We start from the raw sequence: 12,463 nt of genomic DNA, 5'->3' as shown, positions 1-12,463 counted from the left end.
GCTAATGTTTTAGAAATGGAAGGGGCGATGATTTTTAGATCGTCCCTTCAGCATATGTTGTTATCATTTATCATTAGTATTATTATTTTGATACCATTATATATTGGCGATGAAACAATCTGCACCTTTTGATATATTTGATACATATCAAAATATTTTCAAATAAATTGAACCTATTCAAAAGAGAGCGTAACCTGCTAAATATAGCCGATACCAGTAAAACCTGGGACTTTATCATTATAGGTGGTGGGGCTACCGGCCTTGGTGCCACTGTTGATGCTGCTTCACGTGGATACTCGACATTATTACTGGAACAAGCTGATTTTGCTAAGGGAACTTCCAGCAGGGCAACCAAGCTGGTTCATGGCGGGGTGCGCTATCTGGCACAGGGGTATATCGGCCTGGTTCGTGAGGCTTTGCGTGAAAGAGGATTGCTTTTAAAAAATGCACCTCACCTTGTAAAAAACGAAAGTTTTATCATTCCCAACTATAATTGGTGGGGAGGCCTTTTTTATACTATCGGCCTAACCGTTTATGATATCCTGGCCGGTAAACTGAGCTTTGGCCGTGCGAAACATCTGTCAAAAAAAGAAACTTTGAAGCGCCTGCCCGGCTTAAAAGAAAACGGCTTGCGTGGGGGCGTAGTATATTATGACGGGCAATTTGATGATTCGAGGCTGGCCGTTAACCTGGCACAAACCGCTATGGAGCAAGGTGCTACCCTGCTTAACTATTTTAAGGTAATAGGCTTACTTAAAAACACCGATGGGCACCTTTCCGGTGTAACGGCCAGCGATATTGAAACCGGCGAAAGTTATCAATTAAAGGCCTTGGTAATTGTTAATGCCACAGGTGTATTTGTAGACGATATACTTAAAATGGATGCTCCGGATAAAAAAACGCTGATTAGGCCAAGCCAGGGTGTACACCTCGTGCTCGACCGTTCTTTTTTACCGGCAGAGGATGCCCTTATGATCCCTAAAACCGAAGATGGCCGGGTGTTGTTCGCTGTACCATGGCATGGTAAATTACTTGTTGGCACTACCGATACACCTATAGAATCTCCCAGCCTTGAACCTGTAGCCTTAGATGCCGAGGTAGAGTTTATTTTACGCACAGCAGGAAAGTATCTGACAAAAACACCAACCCGCCCGGATGTTCTCAGTGTATTTGCAGGGTTAAGACCGCTTGCCGCGCCACAAAACGGATCGTCAAAAACAAAGGAAATATCAAGAAGCCATAAGCTGATAGTGTCCGAATCTGGCCTGCTTACCATGACTGGCGGAAAATGGACCACTTACCGTAAAATGGGCGAGGATATTGTTGACAAGGCCATTGAAACCGGAGGGCTCAAAAGTATGCCTTGCAAAACTGCCGGGTTGCCTATCCATGGCAGTCGCCCTAATCCCGACCGCAACAACCATTTGTTTGTTTATGGTACCGATATTGAAAAAGTTTTGGCTTTATATGATGAAAATCCCGACTGGAAAAATCCTGTCCATGCAAAAGATAACTATACCAAGGGCGAAGTGATCTGGTCGGTAAGAAATGAAATGGCCCGCACAGTAGAAGATATATTGGCCCGCCGTACCCGTGTATTGTTCTTAAACGCCCGGTTGGCTATAGAAATGGCCCCCGAAGTAGCCCGCCTAATGGCCTCCGAACTTAAAAAAGATACAGCCTGGGAGAGAGAACAAGTTGAGGCATTTTATCAAACGGCAAAAAATTATGTGTTATCATCCGCTTTAAAATAACCAATATTAATCTGATATTCACTAAATAAACCAAGGTTAAACCAAAACCAAATTATGCAGGAATATATTTTAGCCCTTGACCAGGGAACTACCAGTTCGCGTGCTATAATTTTTGATCATGCCGGAAAAGTTATCGCGTTAGCACAAAAAGAATTTACCCAGTATTTTCCAAAACCCGGGTGGGTGGAGCATGACCCGAACGAAATTTGGGCGGGCCAGATAGCTGTAGCTGTTGAAGTAACGGTAAAAGCCGGCTTAAGCGGTGCTAATATCAAAGCAATTGGCATTACCAACCAGCGCGAAACAACTATTGTATGGAACCGTAAAACCGGCGAACCTGTATACAATGCTATTGTTTGGCAGGATAGGCGCACTTCCGACTTTTGTGAAGGGCTTAAACAAAATGGCCACAGCGATACCATTCGCGAGAAAACGGGCCTGATCATTGATGCGTATTTTTCCGGCTCAAAAATAAAATGGATCCTGGATAATGTAGATGGGGCGCGGCAGCAGGCCGAAGCAGGCGAACTTGCCTTTGGCACTGTGGACAGCTGGCTGGTTTGGAAATTTACCAACGGCGAAGTGCATGCAACTGATGTAACTAACGCAAGCCGTACCATGTTGTTCAACATTCGCACCCAGCAATGGGACGAGGAGCTGTTACAGCTCTTTAACATCCCTAAAAGCATGTTGCCCGAAGTAAAACAATCGAGCGAGATATATGGGGAAACATCGGGCAGTGTGTTTGCTCATAAGATCCCTATAGCCGGGATAGCAGGCGATCAGCATGCCGCATTGTTTGGGCAAATGTGCATTGATAAAGCCATGGTTAAAAACACCTATGGTACGGGTTGTTTTATGCTGATGAATATTGGGCATGAATTTATCCAGTCGAAAAACAACCTGTTAACCACCATAGCCTGGAAAATTAACGACGAAATTACTTATGCCTTTGAAGGTAGTATTTTTATAGGCGGTGCAGTTGTTCAATGGCTGCGCGACGGACTGGGTATTATAAAAACATCGGCAGATGTTGAAAGGCTGGCCACATCGGTAGAAGATACTGCCGGTGTTTACTTTGTACCGGCATTTGCAGGCTTGGGAGCGCCATATTGGGACGCCGAAGCACGGGGAACAATAGTTGGACTAACCCGTGGCGCTACGGCTGCTCATATTTCAAGGGCGGCCCTGGCATCAATAGCCTATCAAACCATGGATGTGCTCAAAGCAATGGAAGCTGATGCAGGAATGGAGATCAAGGAGTTACGTGTAGACGGCGGTGCCACAGCCAATAACCTGTTGATGCAGTTTCAATCGGATGTTTTAAACTGCAATGTGATACGGCCCGGCGTGGTTGAAACCACCGCGCTTGGTGTTGCTTATATGGCCGGCCTTGCTGTGGGTTACTGGAAAGACATTGCAGAAATCCAACAGTTGTGGGCAGTTGAAGCCACATTTAACCCTCAGGGTGACCTTGAGGATGTAAAAAAAGGAATAGACGGCTGGAAACGGGCAGTAAACACGGCTCAATGCTGGTCGAACAACGGCAATCCTGTATCAATTTAATATTCACAATTAAAATACTTAAATATGTCTCCATTTGTAGCCGAACTAATTGGCACCATGCTGATGATACTATTAGGCGATGGCGTTGTAGCCAACGTAGTTTTGAAAGATACCAAGGGCAATAATAGCGGCTGGATAGTGATCACCACCGCCTGGGGGCTGGCCGTTTTTGTTGGCGTAGTGGTGGCCGGCCCGTATAGCGGCGCACACCTAAATCCTGCTGTAACCATTGCACTGGCCATTGCAGGTAAGTTTGCATGGGCAAGTGTTGCGCCTTACATTATAGCCCAGTTTATAGGTGCCTGCCTTGGAGCGTTTTTAGTTTGGATAATGTATTATGATCATTTTAAACGTACTAATGATCCTGCTTCCATACTTGCTGTGTTTTGTACCGGCCCGGCAGTGCGCAATTACATATCAAACATAGCCAGCGAGGTTATAGGCGCTTTCGTATTATTGTTTACTATATTTTATATTACGGGTGCCGAGATTGCGCCGGCTAAAACACCGGTTGGTTTGGGCTCGGTAGGAGCTATACCCGTAACCTTTTTAGTATGGGTAATTGGTTTATCCCTTGGTGGTACCACCGGTTATGCGATCAACCCGGCGCGTGATCTGGGGCCGCGGTTCATACACATGCTCCTGCCTATAAAAGGAAAGGGTACCAGCGATTGGAGCTATGCCTGGATTCCGGTAATCGCTCCCTTAGTTGGCGCTACTATAGCGGCAGGCCTGTACCTTTCTATTTCATAATACTTGTACTATGCTAGTGAAAGCGGTAAGTTTAATAAACAAATTAACTTTGTGGTTTCTTTAACTATAAAATATTTATCCGGATGAAATTGCTATTCTTTTGCCCCAGGTGGGGTTGTGAAAACATAAGCTGGGAAGACTTTCTAACAAAAGTAAAAGATGACGGGTATGATGGCATTGAGTATGGCATATCTAACGAAACCACCTCTACGCAATTGGACGAAGTGTGGGAGAAGCTGGATAAACATCAGCTACATGTAATACCGCAGCACTATGGTACTTACGACGCTGATTTTAATAGACATTTTGAAAGATATTCGGCGTGGTTAGAATTAGTTAAACCTTATCCGGCTATTAAAATAGACTCGCAAACGGGTAAAGACTTTTTTACTTTCGAGCAAAATAAACAACTGATAGATGTAGCTGCAATGCATACAACAAATTGTGGTATTAATGTTTATCACGAAACGCACCGCAATAAATCTTTATTTGCCGCTCATATAACTAAACAATACCTCGAAAAGATCCCTTCTCTTCAAATAACATTGGATGTATCGCATTGGATCAACGTGGCCGAATCATTTTTAGAAGATCAGCAGGAAGCTTTGGATATTGCCATACAACGAACAGAGCATATCCATGCACGGGTTGGCTATCCCGAAGGCCCACAAGTGCCGGATCCACGTGCCCCGGAATGGGAGGATGCAGTAGCTCACCACCTTAAAATATGGGATAAGATCATTGAGCGTAAAACTGCGGCAGACCCCAATTCAATAATAACCATCACGCCTGAATTTGGCCCTTATCCCTACATGGTTCATTTGCCATTTAATCAAAGCCCTATTACAAATCAATGGGATGTTAATTTATATATGAAAGACATGTTAAAAGAACGGTATGAAAATAGTAAGCTTTAAAAGCTAAACCTTGTTTTGCTTTTTAAACTGGTTGGGGGTGAGCTTAATGATTTTTTTAAACTGTTCGGTAAAATGAGTTAAATTATTAAAACCACTTTCGTAACAAACTGTGCTTATACTTGCATCGCCCTCCATTAAGTATCTACAGGCGTGGCCAATACGTATCTCATTAACAAAATGTGAGAAGGTTTTTTTGGTTCGATTTTTAAAATACCTGGAAAACCCTGAGTAGCTCATATTCGCAATTTTGGCTACATCTTCTATCTGGATATTGTTGGTAAAATTGGTCATTACATAATCAAAAACTTTATCCAGCCTATCGTTGTCCTTTCCGTTTTGGCCACTCACGTCGGGGTTCGATAATAATTCATATTCGGCAGAATCAGCTAAAGAGGAGAGCAGTTGTAAAAGGGCAATTAACCTTTCCATACCCTTTTGCCTTAATATCTCGTGCATTTGCAGGCTTATCTTATCTCGTGTGCTGCCTTTAATATGCAGGCCCATTTTTGATTTTTCGAACAGTAGCTTTATTTTTTGCATTTCGGGTATCGTCCTGAACTCGTTCCCTAAAAAATCTTCTTTAAAATGAATTACCAGCGATCCTCCATCGGCGGCACTATTCTCTTTTCGGAACAAGTGGGGCAAATTCGACCCTATAAAAGTCAGGGTGCCTTCTTTGTAATCTGCAACGTGGTTACCTACAAAACGTTTTCCGTTGCCTTTAATAATAAGCACAAGCTCATATTCTGAATGATAATGCCAGGGCGTTTCAAAATAGGGTGTAATAAACGTATCTGCCAGAAAAGAGGAGTGCTCTGATAAAGGCAATTTTTGAATATGAGGGCGCATATAGTAGGCGTTTAATAATTGATAGTATAAATATATATACCATTTTTAATTACAAGTAATTAAAAAATGTCGAAAAACTTTATTTTTTTGAACAGATACTTGTTTTATTTTAGAATTATTAAGTGAAAATTTGAATAACCAAATTATAAAAAATTATGCCTTACCAAAGTTTAACAGCCTCACAAAAGGCCCAATATGATAATGATGGATATCTAATTATTCCAAATTTTCTTACCCAGCCAGAAGTTGACCTGCTATATAATCTTGCCACCAACGATGATATTTTGCGTAACCATGCATTTGATCTGAACGATCAGGCGGGCAAACGTACTAAGCTCACTTTGTGGTTTACACCCGGCGATGATACTTTTAGCTTGTTAACACGCAGCGAAAGAATGGTACGATCAGTGCAATCTTTACTGGGCGATGGCGAGGTTTGTCATTTTCATTCAAAGTTAATGCAAAAAGAACCCAAGGTAGGTGGTGCCTGGGAGTGGCACCAGGATTATGGTTACTGGTATAAAAATGGATTCCTATATCCAGATGCATTAATAAGTGTGATGCTGGCACTTACAGAAGCTACTAAAGAGAATGGCTGTTTACAGGTACTTAAAGCATCGCATAAAATGGGACGGTTTGAACACCTGTTTGCCGGTGAACAGCAGGGCGCAGATATGCCCTTTGTGGAAGAAGCTTTAAAATTTTGTGAGAAAGTGTACGTAGAATTAAAAGCGGGTGATGTGTTGTTTTTTCACTCAAATTTGTTGCATATGTCTGAAGCTAATTTATCAGATAAACCACGGTGGTCGTTAATATCAGCCTATAACTTAAGTTATAATAAACCTTTTCGCGAAAAAAACACCTCCTGTATTACGCCTGTAAGTATGGTGCCCGATAACGCGATAATGGAATCTGCCCCGACGGGATTATCCGCCCAGTCGGATTTTTTGAATAAAGAGAACGAAATAACTTTAAAAGTAAAATAGTTACCAATTTATACCTGCGAGCGCACATTGGTAGTTAGCTTATACTGCTCAGGCGACATGCCCATGTATTTTTTAAATACACGCGAAAAATAATAAGGGTCATCATAACCTAAGTCCATCGCAATGGTTTTTATCTTGGCCTCGTTAGCGTAAAGAAACTGACAGGCCTTTTGCATTTTAAGATGAATAAAATAATCAATAGGTGGCATGCCGGTAGCTTTACGAAACAGGCTGGAAAAGTGCGAGGTGGATAATTTATGCTGTCCCGCCATATCATCAACAGTCATTTTCTTTTCAATGTTGTTTTTCATATTAAGTATAGTGGTCGTAATAATATCCAATGACTCGTTTTGCTCGCTTACAACATGTTTATCCGGAAACAGAAAGGTGGCTATTAAATTATAAAGACAAAAGCTGGCGTTACATAAATTTTCGATACTGTAACCCATTTCCAGGTTTTGATAAATGTTTTGCCAGATATCAAGGGCTTTGTTATTAAAAGGGATCTGTACAGGGCCTTTTAAAGCATTTAAGCTTAACGATGAGTTGAAGTTTGCTATATCATCGCCTGTAAAATGCACCCAATAAATGGTCCAGGGATCTTCTTCATCAGCCCAATAGCGCATATACGCTTCGGTGGCAGGTAGTAAGAAAAATTGGTTGGGTGTTACTTCAAACTTTTTCTTATCAATTATATAATAGCCTTTTCCCTTAAGGCAATAAATAAGGATATTATCGTCACAACCTCTTCTTCGTTCTTTATAATGATAAGATGCTTTTGGGAAATAGCCAATGTGTGTAATGTAAATATTAAATAGCGCCGGATATCTTTTAACGTATTCTTTCAACACCTTTTGTGGGATGCTTATCAGTTTTTCACCGTCAAATCCATCTTTTCTTTTAAAAGAACTGCCCATAGTTTTAAATACGATAATTAATAGAATATTCCATTAGGATGGCAATATTGCCAATCGGTAGGCTAAAATTAGCCTTTAATTTAATATAACGAAAGTTGTTACTTGCAAATTATTTCTGCACGTGTTTTTGTGCCGATGGAATTATCCATTAAAATAAATGAATTACCTATTAGATAGCTTTTCACCGCAAACTAAATTTGGTCAGCGTATTTAACAAACCAGTTGTAAGCATTATTAAAAAAACCTAAGCTTTTATTTCTGATCAAACCAATTAAATACGGTTACAAAAACAGATAGATATTAAGCAGTATATACTGTAGGATTTAATACAGTATTGCATTGCTTATAACAAACAATTACGTACACCAATATGCAATTATTAAAAAATAAGGTTGTTTTTTTAACCGGCGGTACCGAAGGTATAGGTTATGAATGTGCCAAAATATATCATAAAGCAGGGGCGAAGGTCAGCCTCATTACGCATAAAGAAAGCAGCCTGCAGCAATGCCGTATGCAATTCTTTAACGATGATATCCATTATATTCTGGCTGATGTTTCTAATCCCGCAGATGTACAAAGTGCCATTGAAGAAACAATCGGCCATTTTGGAAGAATAGACGTGATCCATAATAATGCCGGGGTTTCCAGTCCGTCAAAAACAGTATGTGGTACTACGGATGAAGAGTGGGATAAGGTGTTCAATGTAAACGTTAAAGGGATTTATCATACCACAAAGTTTGGTATAGAAGCCCTAAAACAAAGCAGGGGCACGATATTGAATACGGGTAGCCTGGTGGGTAACATAGGGCAGGAGCTGCATGCGGCTTACACAGCTACAAAGGGCGCTGTAAATACGCTTACCAAATCCATGGCGCTTGACTACGCTCCGTTTGGCATCCGCGTAAATGCGGTGGCACCTGCAGGGGTATGGACACCCATGTTGAGGCGGTGGAGCAACCAGCAGCCTAATGTTGCACATATTGAAAATTATTTAGACGAGATACATCCTTTAGGCTATTGCCCCGAAGGCGATGTTGTTGCCGATGCCTGTCTTTTCCTGATTTCAGAACAAGCCAGGTTTATAACCGGATGCATTTTGCCGGTATCTGGCGGTGCGGAGTTGGGGTACAGAAAGTATATGGGCCAGCAAGTGCAAAAAAATGATGTTGTATTGCCTGTTGATAAAAAAGAGAAGAGCTAATGATCACAAAAGTAAATATATCAGATATTCGATATCCATTGGATGGTAATGCAGGCAGTGATGCTATTCACCGCGACCCGGTATACTCTTATGCGGTAACACAGATACGCGATGATAGTGGTATTACAGGTACGGGCTTTGCTTTCACCCTTGGCGAAGGCAATGATCTGGTTTGTAAGGCTGCGGAGTATTATGCCCGCCAATTGGTAGGGAAGGATATTGAAGATACAATGGCTAATTTTGGAGAGCTATTTAAGAAACTTTCAAACGATCAGCAATTTAGATGGTTGGGGCCGCATAAAGGGGTTGTACATTTAGCTTTAGCGTCTGTAACCAATGCCTGTTACGATCTATGGGCGAAGAAAAGGGGAGTGCCATTATGGAAGCTGCTAATAGATTTATCGCCGGAGCAAATTGTTAACACGCTCGATCTTTCTTACCTGGAAGATGAACTAACGTATGTGCAGGCAATAGAAATGCTTACTGCCCAGCAGTCACAAAAAGAAGACAGGACGCCAATTTTAGATAAAGGTTACTTTGGCTATGACACTTCTATAGGCTGGTTCAACTATCCGGATGAATTGGTTAGGGAGAATTGTAAAAAAGCTTTAGCAGAAGGTTTTACCGCCATGAAATTAAAGGTGGGTTCTGCAGATCCTGACCGTGATATCCGCAGGGCGCACATAGTACGCGAAGTGGCCGGCGATAACATAAAAGTAATGCTTGATGCCAATCAGCAATGGAACCTGCCACAAGCTATTTTAATTTGTACCAGGCTGAAAGATATGAACCCGTACTGGGTAGAAGAACCAACGCACCCCGATGATATAAACGCGCATACTAAGCTGGCGCAGGCTATAACACCGGTTAAGCTTGCACTGGGCGAGCACGTACCCAACAAGATCATTTTTAAAAATTACCTGCAAGCGGGTTCGTCTTCGTTTATGCAGGTTGATGCCGTGCGTGTTGGCGGGGTAAGCGAGTTTATAACTATAAGTTTACTTTGTAAAAAGTTTGGCGTACCTGTTGTACCACATGTGGGCGATATGGGGCAATTGCACCAGCATTTGGTATTATTTAATCATATTGCCATGGGGCACGAAGCTTTATTTTTGGAACATATCCCACATTTGCAAAAGCATTTTGTGCACCCGGCGCAGATAGTTAGCGGAGTTTATAAAACACCGCAGGAAGCCGGCAGCAGCTGCGACCTTATTGTTTTAAAAGATTAAATTACGAGAAGCATATATGATAGGTTCGTTTGATGCCACTGTAAGTGTTTTATATGTTATCGCAATCCTTGCCATAGGGTTATGGACGGGTTTAAGGCATCGGTCTGCCAGTAAGAAAACCAATGTAGCTAATGAGTATTTCCTGGCGGGCAAAAGCTTACGCTGGCCAATGATAGGGTTAGCGCTATTTGCTACAAATATTTCTTGTGTGCACCTGGTAAGTCTGGCGCAAAGCGGGTTTGATACCGGCCTGCTTAATGGCACATTCGAGTGGATGGCATCGTTCACGCTGATATTGCTGGCTTTATTTTTTGTGCCATTTTACATAAAATCCGATGTGTCAACCTTACCCGATTTTTTAGAAAAACGTTATAATCGTGCAAGTCGCGATTGGCTTGCATTTATATCCATATTATCGGCCATTATAATACATATCTCTTTCTCTTTACTGGCGGGTGGCATTGTTTTGCAGACCTTATTTGGCGTAAATATGTACACCAGCGTTATTATCATAGCCATTATTACTACTATTTACACTATAGTTGGCGGTTTAAAAGCCGTGGTGGTTACTGAGTCTATCCAAACAGTAGTGCTGTTAAGCGGCGCGGTTATTATGAGTGTTGTCGCTTATAATAAAATGGGTGGCTGGGATAATATGGTGCACGTGCTGGATCAAAAGAACGAGTTAAGCAAATTATCAATGATGCGCCCGCATGGCGATAGCAGTGGCTTACCATGGTATGCAGTTTTACTGGGTTACCCCGTACTGGGAATTTGGTACTGGTGCGCCGATCAAACAATTGTACAGCGGGTTTTAGGCGCTAAAGACGAGAATCATGCAAGGGTAGGGCCCCTATTTTGTGGTTTTATAAAAATATTACCTGTTTTTATATTTGTTATGCCAGGCTTGTTCGCTTACGCTTTGTATCAAACCGGGCATTTAGATTTAAGCGGTTTAAAAACCGTAGTTGCCGGCAAAGAGGTCGTTAACAGTAAAGGCATTTATACTCTCATGATATTGCAATTAATACCCAAAGGTTTAGCTGGGGTATTGGTCGCGGCCTTATTATCGGGTTTAATGAGCCAGATCTCGGGAGCGTTAAATTCCATATCAACCATTGCCAGCTATGACATTTACAAACGCTACAAACCAGGGGCTACTGACGAAAAACTGGTTACTGCAGGCAAAATAGCAGCAGGCTTATCGTTTGTATTATCATTAATGCTTTTACCGCTATTAAACAGTTACGAAAGTATTTTTAACGGATTAAACGATATTATAGCCCACATAGCGCCGCCCATTACCTGTGTGTTTTTATTGGGGATATTTTGGGGTAAGGCATCTGCCAGATCAGCGCAGCTTACACTATATATTGGCTCGGCAGCGGGTGTGTTGGTTTTTGCTTACAGTAAACTTTTACCACAATCTGTTATTGGACAGGTGCCATTTATGATGATGGCTTTTTATCTGTTTGTATTTTGCGTGCTGCTACAAATTGCAGTTACGTTGGTATCCCCCGCAAAACATACTTCCGAAAGCTCCGATCTTTATTGGAAATCGCCACTCGAATCGTTAAAAAGCACCGGCTGGAGCGGTTTTGGCAATTATAAATTCCTATCGGTATTACTTATCTCGGTAATGGTTGTATTATTCTGGGTTTTTAGATAGTAAAATATAGCAAAATAACCAAGGCTAATATCGCTAAGATTACTGATGCTCAGTCCAATTGTAGGCATACCGTCTTCTAATATTATTGTACTAGTATGGGCTGTTTTTATAATAATTCCAATATCGCTTAATAATTGGATAATAACGTAAAAGTATTGTTGATGCCGATACGTTTCCTTTGTACTACCAATTATAATATTATAATAAAATAATACGATAGTCCATCACCTTTAAAGGTTTATCCATTTTAAAGTGATTTTAAAGGATTTAAATTTATCGAACCAATTAACCAAATTCTTATAATTATGAAACACTTTTACAAAAATCAGGCAAGAAATACGTCTTGTTCAATTTTATCGCATTCGCCATATCTGGTGCTACCACTTTCCAAAGGTTTACTTTTCACAATAGGATTTAGGATTTAATCTGTCGCACAAATCATCGAATCGTACAGGGTTTTAATTTGAACCTGTACACAGCGTTGAAAACTTAAGTTTATCAGGCAACAGAATTGTATTGTCTAGATGATGAGATTTCAGAGTTATATCTCAGTTTCTGAAATATAACAGCTCATTTTTAATGGGTAATAAGAACTATAAAACCAATTATGAGAAAAAAT

Annotated in this window: 10 protein-coding genes; 8 read left to right on the top strand and 2 right to left on the bottom strand. The window is 41.2% G+C overall.

From position 1 onward, the window contains the following. The first annotated feature begins 167 nt into the window (after positions 1–167). The 4 genes from NPE20_RS04145 (at position 168) to NPE20_RS04130 (ending at position 4,990) form a co-directional block, all read left to right on the top strand. Entirely contained in the window at positions 168–1,754 is a 1,587-nt protein-coding gene (locus NPE20_RS04145) for a glycerol-3-phosphate dehydrogenase/oxidase (RefSeq protein WP_256537340.1), read from the top strand. A 54-nt stretch (positions 1,755–1,808) separates the two neighbouring features. Further along, positions 1,809–3,320 carry a glycerol kinase GlpK gene (gene glpK, locus NPE20_RS04140; RefSeq protein ID WP_256537339.1) on the top strand — a complete coding sequence of 504 codons (1,512 nt, stop codon included), beginning with the start codon at positions 1,809–1,811 and terminating at the stop codon, positions 3,318–3,320. Positions 3,321–3,344: 24 nt separating this feature from the next. Further along, positions 3,345–4,073, top strand: a complete 729-nt coding sequence (locus NPE20_RS04135; RefSeq protein ID WP_256537338.1) for an MIP/aquaporin family protein — start codon at positions 3,345–3,347, stop codon at positions 4,071–4,073. Positions 4,074–4,156: 83 nt separating this feature from the next. Continuing rightward, complete coding sequence (locus NPE20_RS04130; protein WP_256537337.1) at positions 4,157–4,990, top strand: sugar phosphate isomerase/epimerase family protein; 834 nt, start codon at positions 4,157–4,159, stop codon at positions 4,988–4,990. A gap of 3 nt (positions 4,991–4,993) precedes the next feature. On the opposite strand, the gene NPE20_RS04125 is transcribed toward NPE20_RS04130, so the two are convergent. After that, positions 4,994–5,839 carry an AraC family transcriptional regulator gene (locus NPE20_RS04125; protein WP_256537336.1) on the bottom strand — a complete coding sequence of 282 codons (846 nt, stop codon included), beginning with the start codon at positions 5,837–5,839 and terminating at the stop codon, positions 4,994–4,996. Positions 5,840–5,994: 155 nt separating this feature from the next. On the opposite strand from NPE20_RS04125, the gene NPE20_RS04120 reads away from it, so the two are divergent. Beyond that, positions 5,995–6,825 (top strand): phytanoyl-CoA dioxygenase family protein, encoded by an 831-nt coding sequence (locus tag NPE20_RS04120; RefSeq protein WP_256537335.1) that lies wholly within the window; start codon positions 5,995–5,997, stop codon positions 6,823–6,825. Positions 6,826–6,833: 8 nt separating this feature from the next. On the opposite strand, the gene NPE20_RS04115 is transcribed toward NPE20_RS04120, so the two are convergent. Beyond that, on the bottom strand, positions 6,834–7,742 hold the full coding sequence (locus NPE20_RS04115; protein WP_256537334.1) for an AraC family transcriptional regulator: 909 nt from the start codon (positions 7,740–7,742) through the stop codon (positions 6,834–6,836). A gap of 370 nt (positions 7,743–8,112) precedes the next feature. Here NPE20_RS04115 and NPE20_RS04110 point away from each other — a divergent pair, with 370 nt between their 5' ends. From NPE20_RS04110 to NPE20_RS04100, 3 genes are read left to right on the top strand one after another with little or no spacing between them, the layout of a single operon-like run. Beyond that, entirely contained in the window at positions 8,113–8,943 is an 831-nt protein-coding gene (locus tag NPE20_RS04110; RefSeq protein WP_256537333.1) for an SDR family NAD(P)-dependent oxidoreductase, read from the top strand. Then, positions 8,943–10,175, top strand: coding sequence for an enolase C-terminal domain-like protein (locus NPE20_RS04105; RefSeq protein WP_256537332.1), 1,233 nt, complete (start codon positions 8,943–8,945; stop codon positions 10,173–10,175). Before NPE20_RS04110 ends, NPE20_RS04105 begins: the two co-directional genes overlap by 1 nt. Positions 10,176–10,191: 16 nt before the next feature. Continuing rightward, complete coding sequence (locus NPE20_RS04100; protein WP_256537331.1) at positions 10,192–11,844, top strand: sodium:solute symporter; 1,653 nt, start codon at positions 10,192–10,194, stop codon at positions 11,842–11,844. Positions 11,845–12,463 lie beyond the last annotated feature (619 nt).

The organism is Mucilaginibacter aquariorum, from assembly GCF_024498135.1.
Taxonomy (GTDB): domain Bacteria; phylum Bacteroidota; class Bacteroidia; order Sphingobacteriales; family Sphingobacteriaceae; genus Mucilaginibacter; species Mucilaginibacter aquariorum.
The sequence above is the reverse complement of the archived record's forward strand: the minus strand, read 5'-3'. Positions and strand labels throughout refer to the sequence as shown.

Excerpts from the sequence above, each read along its gene's own strand:
- NPE20_RS04105 (WP_256537332.1), top strand. The coding sequence starts at position 8,943 with ATGATCACAAAAGTAAATATATCAGATATTCGATATCCATTGGATGGT.
- NPE20_RS04125 (WP_256537336.1), bottom strand. The coding sequence starts at position 5,839 with ATGCGCCCTCATATTCAAAAATTGCCTTTATCAGAGCACTCCTCTTTT.
- NPE20_RS04110 (WP_256537333.1), top strand. The coding sequence starts at position 8,113 with ATGCAATTATTAAAAAATAAGGTTGTTTTTTTAACCGGCGGTACCGAA.
- NPE20_RS04100 (WP_256537331.1), top strand. The coding sequence starts at position 10,192 with ATGATAGGTTCGTTTGATGCCACTGTAAGTGTTTTATATGTTATCGCA.
- NPE20_RS04115 (WP_256537334.1), bottom strand. The coding sequence starts at position 7,742 with ATGGGCAGTTCTTTTAAAAGAAAAGATGGATTTGACGGTGAAAAACTG.
- glpK (WP_256537339.1), top strand. The coding sequence starts at position 1,809 with ATGCAGGAATATATTTTAGCCCTTGACCAGGGAACTACCAGTTCGCGT.
- NPE20_RS04135 (WP_256537338.1), top strand. The coding sequence starts at position 3,345 with ATGTCTCCATTTGTAGCCGAACTAATTGGCACCATGCTGATGATACTA.
- NPE20_RS04120 (WP_256537335.1), top strand. The coding sequence starts at position 5,995 with ATGCCTTACCAAAGTTTAACAGCCTCACAAAAGGCCCAATATGATAAT.
- NPE20_RS04130 (WP_256537337.1), top strand. The coding sequence starts at position 4,157 with ATGAAATTGCTATTCTTTTGCCCCAGGTGGGGTTGTGAAAACATAAGC.